We start from the raw sequence: 17,050 nt of genomic DNA on the forward strand, positions 1-17,050 counted from the left end.
TATGATCTTCATTTGGATTAACTCCAGTTTTGCCCAAAAAGAAGGCCGCCCGCAGGCGACCTTGGTTTGGAGATGGGAGATGTTTTGTAAATAGATATTAGCTATGAGTCGGTCGTATAAACTAGCGGCTGACTATGCGTTTATGGGTGAGCCCCTGATGGCAATCGACACAGGTTTCACCACGCTCAGCAATGCGCTCATGATTTAATCTCGCGCGCTGAGGTTGTTTTGCCAGGTCAAAATTGTCACCCTGATGGCAGTGGCGGCAGCTTTGGGAATCATTCTTTTTAAAAGTTTCCCAAACACTTTCGGCCATGGCCGGACGAAGCTCTTCAAAGTTCTCCATGGTTACAGTGCCTACCATCATGTGGTAGATGTCTTTGGTTGCCACAATTTTTACCTTCATTTTGTCGATAAAAGTATGGGGCACATGACAGTCGGCACAGGTTGCGGGAATGGTTTCGCCATCGCCATAGTGGGCGGAGGCTTGATATTCCTGGACTATGGTGTCCATTGTCAGGTGACAGCTGAAACAGAACTCATTGTGGTTGGATAGCACCATCATTCCCTGAAATGATGCTCCCGCCGCAACCAGCACGAATATCCCGATAGGGATCCCCAGTGCCAGTGGTCGTCTCAGCCAGCGCCAAATACGCTGCACCCGACTCGGTTTACCCTGTTCACTCACGAGGAAATCCTCCCTGTGAAGAAGGGGCGGGCTGCCGCCCCTTCAAAGGTCTTATTTACTCTCACCCAGATAACGGGCTTTAAAGGCTTTTTGGGCCTCGAGACGGGCTTTCTTCAGTTCTTCCGGCTCATTGCCGGTGAACCAGGAATGCTCGGGACGAGACAGGATTTCATCCAGTACCTTGCGGGCACGTTCGGCACCTTCTTTATTGCCCGCATGCTCGGCTTTCTCAACGACTTCCAGATATTGAGGAACCATCTCGACGTAGAAGCGTTCAGCCACTTCAAACATACCATGCCACTGGGCATAATCGGGCGCCTGCATGGCTGCACCATGGCGTGCGCGGCGACCTTCGTGGTGCCACAGGTAGAACCAGGTCCACTCGATTTCTTCGTCGAAACCTGTGTCTGTCAGCATGCCTTCGGCTTTAAGGGTGGCCATCAGCTTTTTGCCGGGGGAGGCAAACTTGTCATTGTACAGATTCACCAGCGAATCAAACTGCTGGTAGAAGCTGTCGACCATGGATTTGGTATGGCATGCCTGACATACGTCCATCATGTCCTTGCGACGTTCTTCCCAGGGTTTGACCTGCTTACCCTGAGCCTTGGCGGCGGCATCAACTTTCTCAGATACGGCAGGGCGCAGTGTCCAGCTGATACGGTCTCCCACATCGTGGGTTACCGGTTGCTCACGGGTGGCAGACATGTGGCAGGTTGCGCAGGTAGGCGCAGCATCATAGTCCTCACCCACAATCCACTTGGCGGAATCCAGGTTCATCCTATCGACGTTGGCATAGAAGTTAATGCCGTGCTTGGACTCGTCATACACTTCTTTTTGTGGGTGATCGGGACCCAGGTGACACTTGCCGCATGCCTCTGGACGACGGGCCTGCACCATGGAAAACTCGTGGCGCTGGTGGCAGGCGCTACAGGCGCCAATAGAGCCGTCCGGGTTAATACGGCCAATACCTGTGTTAGGCCAGGTGGTCGGATCCAAATCGCCGTTTTCCAGCACCTTGACTTCAGAGCCGTGGCATTGCCAGCAGCCATTGACTGCCGCTGGGGACTTACCGTTGAAGGTCATGGCACCTTCTACCACTTCAGCAAGGAAGTTATCCAGTGAGCCCATTATCTTACCGGCATCGGCATGGTGGCTCTTGGTAAACTCTTCCACTTCCTGATTGTGGCACTGGCTGCAGTCTTTGGGAGAAACGATAACAGCGATGTTGAAGCCTTCGTGTTTGATGGCATCTTTATCAGAAGGGTCAGCTTTGTGACACTCGTAACAGCCCACATTGGCACCGTAGTGCTTTGAGCGGCCCCATTGGGCATAAAGGGATGGGTTCTTTTCTTTGTGACAGCCTGCGCATTGGGCGCTTTCGTCACTGAGGGTTTTAAAGGGTTTGAGCACCAGCGCCTTGGGCTCGGCTTGGCTGGCGGGGGACAGACTGAGGCTTAGCGCGGCTATTGCCGGCAAGAGCAGCGACAGGCACCGTCGCAGGTTTCGCGAATAATCCATATAGAGTTCCTCAAATGCATTCCTGTTAACTCACTGTTTTATTTATATCTTGCTAATGTATTGCTAACCAGATGTGGCGGCAATGTAGCCAATCTAAACCTGCAACACATTTGCATCTTGATTTAAATCAATGCAGGCCGGATGCGAAGGTGATGCGGATCACAAAAAGCAGATCTTCATGCTTTTGGGCATAAAAAGAGGCAAACCATGATGGGTGTTGGCAATTTGCCAATGGTGTGATGGTGGTGGTAGAGATGGAAAAAACCGCCGCAGGTGCGGCGGTTTTCAGTCTGGCTTAAGAATTGGCCGGTTCAGAGCACGCCGCGGCGGACCTGATCGCGCTCGATAGACTCGAACAGCGCCTTGAAGTTACCTTCACCGAAGCCTAAGTTGTTCTTACGCTGGATGATTTCGATAAAGATAGGACCAAACAGGTTCTTGGTGAAAATCTGCAGCAAATAGCCGGACTCATCGCCGTCCACCAGAATTTGGTGATGCTTGATGCGCTCTCTGTCTTCAGTTACCTGAGGCAGTTTTTCAAAGATGGTGTCGTAGTATTCGGGGATGATATCCAGCGTCTGGATAGAGGAGCCTTCCATCGCATCCAGCGATGCCACGATATCACGGCTGCGGAACGCCAGGTGCTGCACGCCCGGGCCATTGTATTCACGCAGGTATTCGTCAATCTGGTTACGATCGTCGCCTTTACCTTCGTTGATGGGAATACAGAAGCTGCCGTCGGGTGAACGAAGCGCGTAAGAGATCAGTGCTGTCTGTGAGCCCTTGATGTCGAAGTAACGCACTTCGGTAAAGCCAAATACGTCTTTGTAGAAGTTTGACCACTGCTCCATGGTGCCCTTGTAGACGTTGTTGGTCAGGTGGTCGACTTCCATAAAGCCTTTTTCCTGCACAATCACAGGTTCAGCCAGGTCAACAAAGTCGGTGGCGTAGATGTTGTCATCGCCGAAACGGTCGATGAAATAGATCAGGCTGTCACCAATGCCGTAAATGGCTGGGTAGGGCAGATCTTTCACTTCATCCGGGGCGGCCTTGGCGCCACGCTCAACCGCGTGCTTGTAGGCGTACTCGGCATCTTCCACACGCCAGCCCATGGAGGTGATGGCCGGGCCGTGAGACTTGGCAAAACCGGCAGAGAAACCGGCGCGGTCGCGATTCATCAAAAAGTTGATGTCGTTTTGCTGGTAATAGTAGATGTCCTTTTCCTTGTGCTTTTTCAGCATGGAAAAGCCAAAGTCCAGAAACACCTTGTGCATGAAATCGTTATCTGGGGTGGCAAACTCGGTAAATTCGATGCCGAGCAGGCCCAGTGGATTGGTTTCGCTTGCCATTGTCTTGTCCTCTTTCAATGGATTGCTGCCTGGAATTGTTGTGATTAGTCTTCGAGCCAGGAGCGGTTGTAATCGGGTGCCATGCAGTTTTTCACGTGTTCGGTCAGCTGCAGCGGCGCAAAGGTGTCTACCATCACGGCGTACTCGTAGGTGTCCTTCTTACCGATGGACGCCTCGGTGCGGCCAGGCTGCGGGCCGTGGGCCACGCCTTTCTGGTGCAGGGTGATGTAACCGGCTTCAATGCCGGTACGGCTCATAAAATCACCGTCGACGTAATAGAGCACTTCGTCGCTGTCGATATTGTTATGGTAGTACGGGGCCGGAATGGCCTGTGGGTGGAAATCGTATGGGCGTGGCACAAAGTTACAGATAACAAAGTTTCTGGCCACAAACAGCAGATGATCCGACGGTGGCAGGTGGATTTTGCCCACCTTGGGTGCGTATTCGGTGATATTGAAGGCCCAGGGGTACACAAAGCCGTCCCAGCCAACCAAATCGAATGGATGCCATTCCAGATGAGTCAGCTGATATTTGTCGCCAAACTTGCACACCAGCGGGAAGTTTCCGCGCTCAACCACGGCGTCCTTAAGTTCGGGCACGCGGATATCGCGCTCGCAATAGGGAGCCGATTCCAGCAGTTGGCCGTATTCGTTACGGAAATGCTTAGGGATCTCCACCATGGTGAATGACTCAACCACGAACAGGCGAACATTGCTGTAATCGTTGAACTTCAGCTGATAAGTCGTGCCGCGCGGGATGACCAGATAGTCCCACTTTTTAACTTCAAGCTCGCCATATTCAGACAAGAGTACGCCGTCACCTTCGTGGACAAACACCACTTCATCGGCATAGGCGTTACGGTAAAACTCGTCGGTGTCGGCAGTTACCTTGGCGGTGTAGAGCGCCACGTCTGAGTTAAAGAAAATCTTGTTGCGGGCAGAGAAGAAATTACCTTCACTGTCGGCGAGACGTGAGTCCAGCTTATAGTTTTGTACCAGAGAATCGACCCAGCTGTCGCCGTGAGTGAGTGACATGGGAGCCACTTCCAGCGCCTTGGTGGGCATATTGTGGTGGTACTTGTTGGAATAGATGTTCGAAAACCCGTGGGTAGAGAACAGCTCTTCGCGGTAAAGCTCTCCATTTTCCTTGGCAAACGCGATATGGCGCTTGTGCGGGATCTGACCTTGCTTCACATAAAATGGCATTTGTTCTTATCCTCTGTAGGGCTTATTCAGGCCCATTTACCCGCCCTATTGGCGCTATATGTGATCTGGGTATCAATTTAGTTGCCGACTTGTACAAAAAAAAGAATAATAAATCGGTAATCACAATCTAAAAATTTGATGGTAACGATGGCGTTACGCTTTTGTTCATTGTCTGAGCCGGGAGAAGGCGGATGCGCATTGATGTAGATGCTTTTAAGGTACTGGAAGTGCTGGTGGAAGAGGGCAGCTTTGCCAAGGCTGCTGAGCGGTTGCACAAGGCTCAGTCGGCGGTGAGTTATCAGATTAAAAAACTTGAGCAGCACCTGGGAGTTAGTTTGTTATCCCGCGAGCAGTACCGCGCCGAGCTCACCGCCGAAGGGCGGGTTATCCTCGCTGAAGGCCAGCGACTGTTATCCCATCTTGCCAACATAGAGCACCTCGCGAGCCGATTCAGTGAGGGCTGGGAGCCCAAGCTTGAGCTGGTAATTGACGGCGCCTTGCCGATGGAACCGATCATGACAGCACTAAAGCGCATGGCCGAACATCAAATTCCCACTAAAATTCAACTTAATATGGAGTTCTTGGGCGGGGTACAGCACAGGTTTGAGCGTGACAACGCCGATCTAATGTTGGTAAAGGATTATCGCACCGGCCCTTATTATCACGCCAAGCCGCTACCAAGTATTACCAGTGTACTTGTTGCCGCCCCCCATCATCCGCTGGCGGGTCGATTGCAACTGACATTGACCGAATTACAGCAGCACGTTGAGCTGACCATCGAAGACTCATCGCCGGTGAAAACCTACCGAGACGAGCTGCAATTTGGCGGTGACAAAGTGTTTTACCTCTCCGGTTTTATTATGAAAAAGAACGCGCTGTTAAAAGGGTTGGGATTTGGTTGGATGCCTGACTTTTTGGTGCGCGATGAACTTAAAGCAGGTCTTCTGACTGAAATCGACTTTGTGGGCGGCAGCCGTTACACCTTCGTGCCACAACTGGTATCGACATTGGAGCGCCCCCTGGGCCGCGCCGGCAGGCTCTTTACTGAGCTGATTTTGGAGGAGTTTGCCAAAGAACCCATGGGGATCCCTGAGGGACTTGGTTAAGTTATTGACACAGACATTTACATTTCACGGCTGACAGATGACATATTATGTCGTATGTTGAGCCACATCCGTTAAACGTCAGATGGGGAAAGGATGATGAGACGTTGTCACGAAGTGGACTATGAAATTCGCGGCGAAAGCATGCAGCTGGTGGAAGTGGAGCTGGATCCCGGAGAAACTGTAATTGCCGAGGCCGGTGCCATGACTTACATGGAAGAGGGCATTCAGTTTGAGGCCCGTATGGGTGATGGCTCCGAGCCAGAGTCCGGCTTTTTTGGTGCCCTCATGGGAGCGGGCAAACGTATGCTTACCGGTGAGAGCCTGTTTATGACTCACTTTACCAACCAGGGGTACGGCAAACGCCGGGTATCATTTTCGGCGCCCTATCCCGGCACGATTCTCCCGCTGGATATGGCTGAGCTGGGTGGGGAACTGATTTTACAAAAAGACAGTTTCCTCGCAGCAGCCCTTGGCACCCAAATCACCATGACCTTTAACAAGCGTCTGGGGACAGGTTTCTTTGGTGGTGAAGGCTTTATCATGCAAAAGCTCAAGGGTGATGGTATGGCCTTCGTACATGCCGGTGGTACCCTTATCAGGAAAGAGCTCAGAGGTGAGACGCTGCGGGTGGATACCGGCTGTTTGGTGGGCTTTACCCCCGGCATCGATTACGACATTCAGCGGGCAGGTTCGCTTAAGTCCATGGTATTTGGCGGTGAAGGTCTGTTTTTGGCTACCCTCAGTGGTCATGGCACAGTGTGGCTGCAAAGCTTACCGTTTTCCCGGATGGCAGACCGTATTATTGCCCATGCACCTTCGGCTGGTGGGTCAAGCCGCGGTGAAGGTTCAGTACTTGGCGGCATAGGTCGAATGCTGGATGGCGACTGATCCTTACCAACAGCAACAAAAAGGGAGCCGGCTGGCTCCCTTTTTTAGTTGTTTATAATGTCCAGAATTTTGCGGGTTTTATCGTGAATTTTGAACAGAGTATCATCGATTTTAATGGTCACTTCGCCATCCCTGCCTATGGGACCCAGAATGGTGCCTCTGTCATAGTGGTCGATATCCAGCACATCACCACGGTGATATTTTTTCTGCCAGCCGGGTGGTAAGGGCTCTCCCCGGGCGACTTTTTTCTGTAATCCGGGAGGCAGGGATTTATGTTTACCCTCTGCTTTGTGCTCTTTGTGCTCTTTGTGCTCTTTTTCGTTTTTCGCCATAGCACCCGTGCTGATAGCGGCTGCCAACAACGTAAATATTAATTTGTTTTTCACTGCTGCTCTCCTTAAAGGTTTTCACCTGCCATCTGGTGGATAAGTTGCCAGTGCTCTTCATCTACCGGCTGTATGCTCAAACGCGAGCCTTTTTGTACCAGCAGCATATCACCAAGCCCGGGATGGCTCTTGATGGCACTGAGGGTAACTGGTTTGGCAAAGCGTTTGATAAAACGAATATCCCGTTGCAACCAACGGGGCGACTCCGGCGTGGATTTTGGGTCGTAATAGGGCGACTCGGGATCCCAGGCACTGGCATCCGGATAGATGTCGCTGGCCACTTCGGCAATGCCGACCACCGCCGGAACTTTGCAGCTTGAATGGTAAAAGAACACCCTGTCACCAATTTGCATTGCATCTCGCATAAAGTTTCGTGCCTGGTAGTTGCGAATGCCATTCCAGCCTTCCATTTGATTAGGCCGTTTGGCCAAATCGTCGATGCTAAACTCATCGGGTTCGGACTTCATCAGCCAATAATTCATCAAAAATCTCATCACTAGCGTTACTTAACACCCAGTTTACGGTGGCTTTGGACAACGGCAAGGATTTTTATGTCATTCAGCCAGTGTTCAGTCGTTATCACAGATGCTGACGTTGGTATGAAATATGCCTGATTCAAACTGAATGCATTACTGCTAACCGGAGGTATATATGGCTCTTGCAATAACCCGCGAAAGTTTTGGCCTGTATCGCCCGTTTCTGCCCTGGCTAGCTGCGGGTGAACATGATTTGTCCTGTGAAGACGCCAGTGCTTTTCATACGAAGTTAAAAGCATCCCGGCTTGAATTGGCGGCTTTTGACTGGAAGGACTGGTATGAACGCACCCATCTGGTTGATAAACCCGCATATCTTGAAACCGCATCTGTACATGATTGCCGGGTTATCATCAGTGCCATGTTAAGACTTGAGCGATTCAGTCCCGGGGTAATGGAAAACTTACGACGTCAGGGGGTTCTTTGCGCGCTGATGGCTCGTTTGGATGAACTGTGGCAGTTGTCGATTGATAATTGACTCCGGGGATGCATGTCAAAAAAACGCAGGTAAAACATCTGCTGCGGTGATTACGTCGAGGTTCCGAATTGTACCCGCTAGAGCGTCGGTGTGTTTTCACTGCTGATAAATTGATTTGCTCTGATGCTTGCTATACTGAAGCCATAAAGTAGCTTTAATAGACGGAATTGTATGCCAATTACTGGGGGCAGGGTCGGTAAGTTGTTCCTGCTAATGACATGCTTGGCATGCCAGGGGGCGGCTTATGCCGAAATAATCCGCCTTACTTCTCTTCATTGGCCACCTTACTCCGGCAAGAATCTACCAGCAGAGGGCGCTTCAATCGCAGTTGCAAAAGCTGCATTTGCCGCCATGGGACACCAATTGGAGGTGGATTTTTATCCCTGGAGCAGAGCGGTAAAGCTTGCCCACCAAAGTAATACGCCATATGTCGGATATTTCCCGGAATACTACTACGATACTGTTGAATTTGTATTCTCGTTGCCTATGGGTATGAGTCCGCTGGGCCTGATAGAGCAACGTAAACACCCTATCAGTTGGGTATCCATTAAAGATTTGCGCGCTTACCGTTTGGGCGTTGTACAGGATTACGTAAATACGGAGGAGCTGGACAGAGCTATTGCTGATGACCTGCAAGTAGCTGAGGCTGTGACTTCAGATGAATACAACATCAAGAAAGTCGCGGCAGGTCGAATAGATGCAGCTGTGATAGATGTGTACGTAATGCGTTATCTGTTAAGGCAGGCAAAACTTAAACCTCTGGCTGATAAAGTTCAACTTAACAGCCAGCTATTGGCGAATAAGCATCTGTATGTCGCTTTCAAAAATACGCCTGAAGGGCGACGTTGGCAGGCCATCCTTAATGAAGGCCTGCAACGTATCGATGTAGCAGAGATAATGGCCGATCACCTGCCAGAAGATTTGGAGTGATCAGGCGCGGGATACCACAGTCCGGCCAATGGGAGTCAAACTCAGCAGCGCAAGCTTAAGATGCTGAATGCCGAACGGAATGCCAATTATTGTTATAAAGCATGCCAGTGCGTGAGTGATGTGCCCAATTGCCAGCCAAATACCAAACAGCAAAAACCAGACTATATTCCCCACCATCCCCATGGGGCCGGTACCAAAATCTTCTAGTCCGGTCAGTTCTCTGCGGGATATATGATCCTGCCCAAAAGGCCAGAACGCAAGTTCACCAATTACAAAGCAGGAGCGCCCAAACGGAATACCAATAATGCTGATAAAGCACAATAGCCCGGCAAGCCACCAGGCAAGGCCCATTACGAAGCCACCCAGAATAAACCAGGCGATGTTAAAAATGAGTCGTAAAACGCTCATAGAGTCTCCTTATTACGCGTTGTTATAACTTGTTGCTTGCAAAACTAAGGCCAAGATTAATGTGTATATAATTCAGTTGGATACTTGTTTTATCCCTTAGGCGGAACGCCCCAGGCACCTCTTAGTGGCGATTTTCACCATGTATTGAAGCTGATACAAAGCCTTAGAAGGGGTAAACTGCACCATCAGTAACTTGTGCCTAGAATGCCTATATGAACAACCCAAGTCCGGTCGAACAGATATCTTTTTTTGGCCGCCCTCTGTGGCTTAAGCGGGATGATTTGCTACCGGAGCCTTTCAGTGGCAACAAGGCGCGTAAATTTGCGGCGCTGCGAACCGGTGAATTCCCAGAAGTGAATACCCTGATTGGTTATGGTTCGCCACAATCCAACTCGCTGTTTTCGTTGGCTGCGCTAGCCCATGAAAAAGGCTGGCGGCTTGAGTTTTATGTCGACCATATTGCGACAGCCATAGATACCAGCCCCAGTGGGAACTATGGTGGCGCCCTTGGATTTGGCGCACAGGTGTTGCCGGTTGGTTCTAAGGGTATGTCAGCCCGTGAGTATGTCGAAACGGTGCGTCTGAAAGCCGCAGACCGCCATCAGTGCCTTTATGTACCTGAAGGTGGACGTTGTGCCTTGGCCAGGGAAGGGGTGAGAACATTGGCCGCAGAAATCTGTGCTTGGGCAGATAATCAAGACATCGGCGAGCTGCGGGTGTTTTTGCCTTCGGGCACAGGTACCACTGCGTTATATCTGAATGAGTATTTTTTTGAAAACGCACCGGCAATCGAGGTGTTTACCTGCCCAGTGGTAGGGGATGACTGCTATCTTAAGGCCCAGTTTTCGGAGCTGATTGCCGACCCTGCGCTGCATCCGAAGGTGGTTGCTGGAAAACATCATTACGCCGGCCTTAAATTAACTGAGCTTGAGATCTGGGGCCAGATGTTGGCACAGGGTACCGAGTTTGAACTCTTGTACGACCCTTGTGGCTTACTGGTATTGAGGACATTGATGCAGCAGGAGGCTGGGTGTGATGGTCACAGCGTGCATTGGCTGTATGTACATCAGGGCGGGCTCAGGGGTAACGTGTCCATGGCCGCCAGATACAGGCGCAAGTTTGGGCAGTGGTTTGAACATAATAAGGCCTGGGCCGGAAAATACCTGTGAAATTGTATTTCCTGCTCAGGCTTGCGGTGAAATGGAACGGAAAAGTGAGAGGATTGAGACGTTCCGTTTCCGGCAGTTTACTTGTTGGTGCTCAGCAACCACTCCATAAACTTCAGCGCTTCGGTGCGCTTTGAGAAGGTTCGCCGATTTTTACCGTGTTTGTCGGTGAAGGCGATAGAGGTTTTATTGAGTGAAATCGAATTTACCGGGAATGCCACGCTGATTTCATGGCCATCTAATATGTATGACATAAGCCACACTCCTTATCTGTTTATCTCGCCTGAATGGGGCGAAGCTAATCTAACTATAAAATATCCTTAGCAATTGTTTGCAAAAGACGGTTGTGAGGACCGTCGAGATTAACTGATTGCTTTAGGGATTACAAGTTATTGGCGAACGATTGTGCTGACAGGCAAAACAATACGTTTGCAGGTATATGTTGCATTTGAGCAGTAATGAGTGACAGTCCAATGACAGTATTGAGAAGCTTCTGTGACCTGGAGGCCGGGGCTTTACAACGCCAGCTGAATTAAGAAGCACGGTTGCTGTTACCAAGGTTAATCATGCCAAATTGGTTGGCAAGCATATAAAAAAGGTCGCCACCGGCGACCTTTTTTATATGTGTAAGAATACGGAATGTGAGCAGGAAAGGTTGTCTCAGCGAGGCGCCCATTCGAGCCACTTTTCATCGGCTTCTTTGAAAAGCGGAAAGACAGCACCATCAGCCAGGCGATTTTGGTCAGAGGTTTTCTGTTTTGTTGCCAAGCCAATGCCGCCGGCGAGAATGGTTTCCAAGGAGCCGGTTTGCATCTTGGCACCGGAAAATAGCCCAAATTCAAAATTCACACCTGACAAATCAAAAAAAACACTGCTTTGATTTACCAGGTCGCGATATCGACCGTCTATATGCGCAAATAATTCAACCCTGTTACCATCGCCGCTCAGTGTATAGCCGTCCACAGCCCCTACGGCTATGCCTCGATAGAAGATTTGGCTGCCCACCTTCACCGAGCCCAGAGAAGGGCGCTCAAGGGTGAGTTTCAGCGCATCACTGTTGACTGCTGCGTAATGATCAGGCATTTCGCTGGTGGTAAATTTAGTGCTGCGAGATGTGCTCGTACCGGGATACACAGAAATAAAGGCTCCGGTTAATAAGGCTTCGGGGGCTTTTATGCCCTGCAATGAAATTTCGGCATCTTCGACCACATACACAGAATCTTCGCGGGTGAAATTGTCTGCATACTTGCCGTAGAGATAGGCATGGGCGCTCAGTACGTCAAGGTTTTCGCCAAGGCGAACCTCGGTAACTTCACCCACCTGATGTCCCTGATAACGTATTGTGGCGCCGTCAGTCAGCCGGGCACTGGCTGGCAGGGTCAGTTCAACGGGATACGCCTGAGCCAGAGCCAGAGCTTCACTGGCGTACAAATGGCCTGGGCTGTTGACCTTGTCCTCTTTTATTATCGACAGGCCGATGCCACCACTGAGGAGTCCCGGCAGTGAAGCAACGTCCAACTTAAGCCCTTTTAAGCTTGCATCTACAGATACGGCGCTGTACTTCCAGTAGAGGGTGTTGTTACCAATCAGGCTGGCGAAGGGTTTGTCTATTGCAAGGCTGATGTTGAACACATCATCGCTGGCTTTCCAATTCACCTTTTTCACTTCGCCAATCTGCATTTTTTTGTAATAGACAGGACTGCCGCTTTCAAGGCCATGGGCCTCTGCTGCGTGAAGAGTCACTGATATTTGATTTGCCACGGATTTACTTTTCTCAAGCGCATCTGTAGAGGAGTAAAGTGCTAGTTCAGCGTTGTTATTCAGTGGGGAGCCGTTACCTTTAATCAGTCGTAGGGCACCGTTAAGCAGTACGGATGTGTCTCCCACGGCCAGCTTTACACCTTTTAAGGATGCATCGACGCTGAAGGCCGACTCTGGCACCAGATAGCTGTCTTGTGTCAGTAAGCGTTTAAACTCCGGATAGATTTCCGCACTGTATTCAACAGAAGTAAAGTCATCGGCGAGCTTCACCGAGGTGATATGGCCGATGGGGACATTACGATAACGAATTTCACTGCCTGTCTGAGCATCGCTGCGCTCGCTTCGCACCGTAAATTTGGCTTTTTCGGCAAACATAAAGTCAGGCGCCGCGGTTTCAAGTGGATAACTGTCCTGCCGCTTTCCGTCGCCGGGCAACATGGCAATTACGTCACCGGTTAACAATCGGGACGCATGCTTGATACCACTGAGGGATACATCCGCACCTTCGCGCCAGAACCGGCTGTCACTGCCAAGAAGGTGGCCCTGGTCATGGTTAATAAACAGGCTCAGGCGGACACCTGCATCGGTAAGCTCAATTGCCACAACTTTGCCAATTTCAAGGCCGCGGTACATAACCTGAGTGCCAACGGCCAGGTTGTTGGCATCCTCAGCGAGCAAGCTGATGCTGAATCCACCAAGGGCATCAGTTTCGTTACTGTGGAGCACAAAACTGTCACCATGGCTGGCATTTTCAACAGAATTTGAAGTGCTGAAGCTTATTCCACCGGCGAGCAGGGATGCCAGACTCTCACTTTCTACTTTTATCCCCTGTAATGATGCATCGATGCTCAGCCCCGACACGTTCCAGAAGCGGCTGTCCTTTTTAACCAAATGTGCATATTGTTGCTGAATGAAGGCGCCAACAACGATACGCTGGTTACCTTCCAGGCGGTAACTGACTACGTTACCGACAGGAATTTGCCTGAAGTACAGGGTAGAACCTACATCAAGTGAACCCAGTTTATCTGTGGTGAGCTCCACCAGAATGCCTTCATTACCCGGTGCAAGAGGGGGGGCTTCACGTAAGGCTTCAAATCGGGTGGCACTGTCGCCCTGGCCGGGCTGAACGGCAATATAATTGCCAGAAAACAGTGCATCGAGTCCCGATACTCCGGTGATGGAGGCCTTGGGGGATACCAACCAAAATTGTGAGTCCTCGCGCAGATATGGGCCTGAACGGTAGTCCATCATCACCGTCACGTTAACGCCAATGAGGTCTTCATCCATCGCGATATCTGTTACTTTACCCACCGTTAACCCCTGGTATTTCACCAGGGTTTTACCTACGTCAATACCTGTGGCGCTGGGAAAGTGGACGATAATTTCTACACCCGACTCGCGGATGCTTTTAATACCAAGCCATGCGGCAAGGGCCATGGCTACGAGAGGAAGGAGCCAAACCGGGGAAAAAAGCTTTTTTTTCACCACCTTTGGAGCTTCAATGTTTGTCATCATTATGTTCCAATCGATCCCAGAGTAAACGAGTGTCCAATACCTTGGCTGCCAATTGAGTCAGCAGTATTACCAATGCAAACGCAGTCGCAGCCGGAGCAGGTTTGGCATCAAGCAACTGCCCCATGTTGACCAGAGCGACAGTCAGCGAAATCACAAAAAGGTCGAGCATAGACCAGCGGCCAATCCACTCAATAACATGAAACCCTGCCATAAGCTTTTGCTTAGAAATCGGTAAGTTAAAGCTGATTGCCATAAGATAGGTCGCCAACCCTGCAATTTTAAGCCAGGGCACCAGAATACTGGCGGTGAACACAATAATGGCAATTGGGAGCATGTCTGAATGCACCAGGTGTTTGATGCCACTGAAAATAGTGTCATGGGTCACCCGCCCCTGATTTACCAGGGTTGTTATGGGATAGACATTAGCGGGGATCAGTAAGATGGCCGAGGTAATTAACAGTGCCCAGCTTTTTTGTACGCTGGCATAATCCCGCGCGGTATTATCTGCACCGCAACGTCGGCATTGACTTGCACTGATCGGGTTGATTTCGCGACATACCCGACACTGACAGAGGCCGATTTGCTTGCCGGTTGTTGGCCATTCGGTGCTCATTTCAGATGTCCCCACATATGTTCGATATTGTACTCCCGCTGTAAAAACAGGGTAACAAGGAACAGCATGGTAAAACAGAAGGTGCCTATACCAAAATATATGTCTGAAAAATCAGATAACTGAAAAGCTGAAACCAAAAAGCTGATAACGTAAATTTCAAGCATTGTGAGCTGGCTGAAAATCCCATGATTTCGCAGCAGCCAGGTATAGGCTTCTCTTTGCCATGGGCGTTGGAGGCCAGATTTCACTAACAGTATCTGACACAAAATTGATGCAATCAGCATTGCCGGTCCGACTACAGCGGCGACCAAAACTGCTATGCCCACTATCCAATAGCCTAAATCCATCACTGCCAAAGCTCCCTCTATTACGGTAGCTGTGCGGATAGAGCCAAGAAAATGAAGTTCGAGCACCGGAAACAGATTCGCCGGAAGGAACAGTGCAATGGCTGACAGGCATAGCGCCAGCATGCCATTAACTGAGCAGTATGGCGCATCGTAAAGTGCTGTGTGGCAGCGAGGACACAGGGCTCTGACGCCACTTGGAAGCGCCCGGCGCCTGACAGCAAGGTCGCAGGCCCGGCACAGGATCACAGAATTGTCTATTTCGTCGTGGTGCATAGTCGCGAATTGCTAATCCTTTGGCTTGCCACTTTATAAATGTGTTATTCAGCACTACGTGGGAATAATCAGCGCTGCAAGTACAGAAAAATGGAACGCCTACAAAGCTGGAGTGTATCAGAATAAGCTAAACACTTGCATATGTAGATAAAAACTGTGAAACTGCGTTACTGTATAAATAAACAGGTAGAGGGCTATCATGGCAGTAATCACACAGTATGTGGTGGTCAGAGACGGGGTTGAAAAGATGACATTTACATCGAAAAAGGAGGCAGATGCCTACGACAAGATGCTGGATATCGCTGACAGCCTCATCCCTTTCATTGGTAATGCCGATTGCGGTTTGGATGAAGCAACCACCGAAAAGCTGGCGTTCTATTTTGCGACCAATAAAGATGATTTAACATCGCTGCTCAAGGGGGCCGCACCTGCCAAGCCGGTTGCGCAACCCAAAAAAGCTGCCAAAAAGGCAGATGCAGAATAAGAGGTTGCAGATAACAGTATGAAGCACGCATTTTACGATACTTTACAGCGCCAGGCCGAGGCTTTACTGGCAGGTGAAGACGATTTGGTTGCCGCTATGGCAAACTTCTCGGCGTTATTGAATGAACATCTGGAAGACTTGAACTGGGTCGGTTTCTACGTGCGCAGAGATCAATTGCTGGTGCTTGGCCCGTTCCAGGGAAAAGTAGCCTGTACCCGGATCCCATGGGGTAAAGGTGTCTGTGGTACTGCAGCGGCTTCCGATACGACTCAGCGTATTGCCGATGTACACCAGTTTGAAGGACACATCGCCTGCGACTCTGCCTCTAACTCTGAAATTGTGGTGCCCGTCAGGCATAACGGTGAGGTGGTTGCGGTGCTGGATATCGACAGTCCTCGCTTTAATCGGTTTGATGAAGCAGATCAAACCGGTCTCGAAGGGTTGGTGCGCGTCTTCGAAAAGGCCTTGTTTGGTCAATAAGTCAGCAGTTTTAGGTAATTCGCAGTCGCAATCGTTCGGGCTGTCACTATAATAGGCAGCTTGCGCGTGCGCTTGTTGTTAATGCCCAGCTAATGATAAAAATTGTTAACAATGATTATTAACGCTTTGGCGTGCGCCTGTAAGATGCTAATTTGTGTGTTGGCCTTTGCGGCTGATAATCAAGAATAACCTATGTTCTGCAAGTGTTTGTATGCAGAACAGACATACCTAGTAACTGTGGAAGTAAAGATGGAATCAACAGAAAAGTTGACCGACACCAACGCGATTCTTGCGTATTTATATGAAACCTTTCCTTTGTGCTTCGTGGCCGAGGGTGAAGCTAAGCCACTGAAGATTGGATTGTTTCAAGATTTGGCTGAAAGGTTGGCTGATGATTCTAAGGTCAGTAAGACTCAGCTGCGAGTGGCGCTACGCCGTTACACCAGTAGCTGGCGTTATCTGAAGTGCATCAAGGCCGGTGCGATTCGCGTCGATTTGGACGGTAACCCATGTGGTGAACTTGAGCAGGAACACATTGACCACGCACAGGCTACACTGAAAGAAAGTCAGGATAAGGCGAAGGCCAAGCGCGCTGAACGCAGCAAAGCAGAAGGGGACAGCGCTGATAAGGCTCCACGAAAGCCCAAGCGTAAGCCTGAAACACAGCCACGTCGCACCGCCAAGCCTGTTGCCAAGGATAAGACCGGACGCACGGCTCCTAAAGTTCAACCAGCCGCTGTCAACCTGGTTCCGGCTAAGTTGGAAGAGCTTAAAGTGTCACAACGTGTAAATGTAAAGCTCGGCCAATCCCCAGTTGCCGGGTCTATCGTGGATATCAATAAAGGAGATGTCCATGTGCAGCTGGATTCGGGCTTGACAGTGAAAGTGGGCGCCGAGTATATACTGCTGTAATTTATTGAAG

At 50.2% G+C, this 17,050-nt stretch carries 19 protein-coding genes; 8 read left to right on the forward strand and 11 right to left on the reverse strand.

Annotated elements, in window-relative coordinates; translation table 11 throughout:
- Nucleotides 1–121: 121 nt before the first annotated feature.
- From ABYK60_RS01385 to ABYK60_RS01400, 4 genes are all read right to left on the reverse strand, one after another.
- Nucleotides 122–688, reverse strand: coding sequence for a NapC/NirT family cytochrome c (locus ABYK60_RS01385; RefSeq protein ID WP_372870137.1), 567 nt, complete (start codon nucleotides 686–688; stop codon nucleotides 122–124).
- Nucleotides 689–739: 51 nt separating this feature from the next.
- Nucleotides 740–2,206: a multiheme c-type cytochrome gene (locus ABYK60_RS01390; protein ID WP_372870138.1), complete on the reverse strand. Its 1,467-nt coding sequence runs from the start codon at nucleotides 2,204–2,206 to the stop codon at nucleotides 740–742.
- 311 nt (nucleotides 2,207–2,517) lie between these two features.
- Nucleotides 2,518–3,555: a 4-hydroxyphenylpyruvate dioxygenase gene (gene hppD, locus ABYK60_RS01395; RefSeq protein WP_372870139.1), complete on the reverse strand. Its 1,038-nt coding sequence runs from the start codon at nucleotides 3,553–3,555 to the stop codon at nucleotides 2,518–2,520.
- Between the two features lie 44 nt (nucleotides 3,556–3,599).
- On the reverse strand, nucleotides 3,600–4,760 hold the full coding sequence (locus ABYK60_RS01400) for a homogentisate 1,2-dioxygenase (protein WP_372870140.1): 1,161 nt from the start codon (nucleotides 4,758–4,760) through the stop codon (nucleotides 3,600–3,602).
- Between the two features lie 191 nt (nucleotides 4,761–4,951).
- Between ABYK60_RS01400 and ABYK60_RS01405 the strand changes: the two genes are divergently transcribed.
- Together ABYK60_RS01405 and ABYK60_RS01410 are read left to right on the forward strand one after the other, a co-directional pair.
- Nucleotides 4,952–5,866, forward strand: coding sequence for a LysR family transcriptional regulator (locus tag ABYK60_RS01405; RefSeq protein WP_372870141.1), 915 nt, complete (start codon nucleotides 4,952–4,954; stop codon nucleotides 5,864–5,866).
- 93 nt (nucleotides 5,867–5,959) lie between these two features.
- On the forward strand, nucleotides 5,960–6,754 hold the full coding sequence (locus ABYK60_RS01410; protein WP_372870142.1) for a TIGR00266 family protein: 795 nt from the start codon (nucleotides 5,960–5,962) through the stop codon (nucleotides 6,752–6,754).
- Nucleotides 6,755–6,798: 44 nt separating this feature from the next.
- On the opposite strand, the gene ABYK60_RS01415 is transcribed toward ABYK60_RS01410, so the two are convergent.
- Nucleotides 6,799–7,086 (reverse strand): hypothetical protein, encoded by a 288-nt coding sequence (locus ABYK60_RS01415; RefSeq protein WP_372870204.1) that lies wholly within the window; start codon nucleotides 7,084–7,086, stop codon nucleotides 6,799–6,801.
- 65 nt (nucleotides 7,087–7,151) lie between these two features.
- Entirely contained in the window at nucleotides 7,152–7,622 is a 471-nt protein-coding gene (locus ABYK60_RS01420; protein ID WP_372870143.1) for an EVE domain-containing protein, read from the reverse strand.
- Between the two features lie 169 nt (nucleotides 7,623–7,791).
- Here ABYK60_RS01420 and ABYK60_RS01425 point away from each other — a divergent pair, with 169 nt between their 5' ends.
- The gene (locus ABYK60_RS01425; protein WP_372870144.1) at nucleotides 7,792–8,151 is read left to right on the forward strand and encodes a DUF6508 domain-containing protein; all 360 of its coding nucleotides are present in this window, start codon (nucleotides 7,792–7,794) and stop codon (nucleotides 8,149–8,151) included.
- Between the two features lie 213 nt (nucleotides 8,152–8,364).
- Entirely contained in the window at nucleotides 8,365–9,081 is a 717-nt protein-coding gene (locus tag ABYK60_RS01430; RefSeq protein WP_372870205.1) for a substrate-binding periplasmic protein, read from the forward strand.
- Here the strand turns inward: ABYK60_RS01430 and ABYK60_RS01435 are convergent, their stop codons facing one another.
- Nucleotides 9,082–9,489 carry a YccF domain-containing protein gene (locus tag ABYK60_RS01435; protein ID WP_372870145.1) on the reverse strand — a complete coding sequence of 136 codons (408 nt, stop codon included), beginning with the start codon at nucleotides 9,487–9,489 and terminating at the stop codon, nucleotides 9,082–9,084. It abuts the gene before it with no gap.
- 212 nt (nucleotides 9,490–9,701) lie between these two features.
- Here ABYK60_RS01435 and ABYK60_RS01440 point away from each other — a divergent pair, with 212 nt between their 5' ends.
- Complete coding sequence (locus ABYK60_RS01440) at nucleotides 9,702–10,658, forward strand: pyridoxal-phosphate dependent enzyme (protein ID WP_372870146.1); 957 nt, start codon at nucleotides 9,702–9,704, stop codon at nucleotides 10,656–10,658.
- A 77-nt stretch (nucleotides 10,659–10,735) separates the two neighbouring features.
- On the opposite strand, the gene ABYK60_RS01445 is transcribed toward ABYK60_RS01440, so the two are convergent.
- The 4 genes from ABYK60_RS01445 to ABYK60_RS01460 all read right to left on the reverse strand — a co-directional run bounded on the left by ABYK60_RS01445 (nucleotide 10,736) and on the right by ABYK60_RS01460 (nucleotide 15,164).
- Nucleotides 10,736–10,909 (reverse strand): hypothetical protein, encoded by a 174-nt coding sequence (locus ABYK60_RS01445; protein ID WP_372870147.1) that lies wholly within the window; start codon nucleotides 10,907–10,909, stop codon nucleotides 10,736–10,738.
- 406 nt (nucleotides 10,910–11,315) lie between these two features.
- The gene (locus ABYK60_RS01450) at nucleotides 11,316–13,928 is read right to left on the reverse strand and encodes an MlaD family protein (RefSeq protein WP_372870206.1); all 2,613 of its coding nucleotides are present in this window, start codon (nucleotides 13,926–13,928) and stop codon (nucleotides 11,316–11,318) included.
- Nucleotides 13,915–14,544 (reverse strand): paraquat-inducible protein A, encoded by a 630-nt coding sequence (locus ABYK60_RS01455; RefSeq protein WP_372870148.1) that lies wholly within the window; start codon nucleotides 14,542–14,544, stop codon nucleotides 13,915–13,917. Before ABYK60_RS01455 ends, ABYK60_RS01450 begins: the two co-directional genes overlap by 14 nt.
- Nucleotides 14,541–15,164: a paraquat-inducible protein A gene (locus ABYK60_RS01460; protein WP_372870149.1), complete on the reverse strand. Its 624-nt coding sequence runs from the start codon at nucleotides 15,162–15,164 to the stop codon at nucleotides 14,541–14,543. Before ABYK60_RS01460 ends, ABYK60_RS01455 begins: the two co-directional genes overlap by 4 nt.
- 199 nt (nucleotides 15,165–15,363) lie before the next feature.
- Between ABYK60_RS01460 and ABYK60_RS01465 the strand changes: the two genes are divergently transcribed.
- From ABYK60_RS01465 to proQ, 3 genes are all read left to right on the forward strand, one after another.
- Nucleotides 15,364–15,648: a YebG family protein gene (locus ABYK60_RS01465; protein ID WP_372870150.1), complete on the forward strand. Its 285-nt coding sequence runs from the start codon at nucleotides 15,364–15,366 to the stop codon at nucleotides 15,646–15,648.
- An 18-nt stretch (nucleotides 15,649–15,666) separates the two neighbouring features.
- Nucleotides 15,667–16,128: a GAF domain-containing protein gene (locus ABYK60_RS01470; RefSeq protein ID WP_372870151.1), complete on the forward strand. Its 462-nt coding sequence runs from the start codon at nucleotides 15,667–15,669 to the stop codon at nucleotides 16,126–16,128.
- A gap of 249 nt (nucleotides 16,129–16,377) precedes the next feature.
- Nucleotides 16,378–17,040, forward strand: a complete 663-nt coding sequence (gene proQ / locus ABYK60_RS01475; RefSeq protein ID WP_372870152.1) for an RNA chaperone ProQ — start codon at nucleotides 16,378–16,380, stop codon at nucleotides 17,038–17,040.
- The last annotated feature ends 10 nt before the right edge of the window (nucleotides 17,041–17,050 follow it).

It is taken from the genome of Shewanella sp. (genome assembly GCF_041630135.1).
Lineage (GTDB): Bacteria > Pseudomonadota > Gammaproteobacteria > Enterobacterales > Shewanellaceae > Shewanella.

Excerpts from the sequence above, each read along its gene's own strand:
- ABYK60_RS01425 (WP_372870144.1), top strand. The coding sequence starts at position 7,792 with ATGGCTCTTGCAATAACCCGCGAAAGTTTTGGCCTGTATCGCCCGTTT.
- proQ (WP_372870152.1), top strand. The coding sequence starts at position 16,378 with ATGGAATCAACAGAAAAGTTGACCGACACCAACGCGATTCTTGCGTAT.
- ABYK60_RS01430 (WP_372870205.1), top strand. The coding sequence starts at position 8,365 with ATGACATGCTTGGCATGCCAGGGGGCGGCTTATGCCGAAATAATCCGC.
- ABYK60_RS01390 (WP_372870138.1), bottom strand. The coding sequence starts at position 2,206 with ATGGATTATTCGCGAAACCTGCGACGGTGCCTGTCGCTGCTCTTGCCG.
- ABYK60_RS01400 (WP_372870140.1), bottom strand. The coding sequence starts at position 4,760 with ATGCCATTTTATGTGAAGCAAGGTCAGATCCCGCACAAGCGCCATATC.
- ABYK60_RS01440 (WP_372870146.1), top strand. The coding sequence starts at position 9,702 with ATGAACAACCCAAGTCCGGTCGAACAGATATCTTTTTTTGGCCGCCCT.
- ABYK60_RS01445 (WP_372870147.1), bottom strand. The coding sequence starts at position 10,909 with ATGTCATACATATTAGATGGCCATGAAATCAGCGTGGCATTCCCGGTA.
- ABYK60_RS01450 (WP_372870206.1), bottom strand. The coding sequence starts at position 13,928 with ATGACAAACATTGAAGCTCCAAAGGTGGTGAAAAAAAAGCTTTTTTCC.
- ABYK60_RS01435 (WP_372870145.1), bottom strand. The coding sequence starts at position 9,489 with ATGAGCGTTTTACGACTCATTTTTAACATCGCCTGGTTTATTCTGGGT.
- ABYK60_RS01415 (WP_372870204.1), bottom strand. The coding sequence starts at position 7,086 with ATGGCGAAAAACGAAAAAGAGCACAAAGAGCACAAAGAGCACAAAGCA.
- ABYK60_RS01455 (WP_372870148.1), bottom strand. The coding sequence starts at position 14,544 with ATGAGCACCGAATGGCCAACAACCGGCAAGCAAATCGGCCTCTGTCAG.
- ABYK60_RS01460 (WP_372870149.1), bottom strand. The coding sequence starts at position 15,164 with ATGCACCACGACGAAATAGACAATTCTGTGATCCTGTGCCGGGCCTGC.
- ABYK60_RS01465 (WP_372870150.1), top strand. The coding sequence starts at position 15,364 with ATGGCAGTAATCACACAGTATGTGGTGGTCAGAGACGGGGTTGAAAAG.
- ABYK60_RS01470 (WP_372870151.1), top strand. The coding sequence starts at position 15,667 with ATGAAGCACGCATTTTACGATACTTTACAGCGCCAGGCCGAGGCTTTA.
- ABYK60_RS01405 (WP_372870141.1), top strand. The coding sequence starts at position 4,952 with ATGCGCATTGATGTAGATGCTTTTAAGGTACTGGAAGTGCTGGTGGAA.
- ABYK60_RS01410 (WP_372870142.1), top strand. The coding sequence starts at position 5,960 with ATGATGAGACGTTGTCACGAAGTGGACTATGAAATTCGCGGCGAAAGC.
- hppD (WP_372870139.1), bottom strand. The coding sequence starts at position 3,555 with ATGGCAAGCGAAACCAATCCACTGGGCCTGCTCGGCATCGAATTTACC.
- ABYK60_RS01420 (WP_372870143.1), bottom strand. The coding sequence starts at position 7,622 with ATGAATTATTGGCTGATGAAGTCCGAACCCGATGAGTTTAGCATCGAC.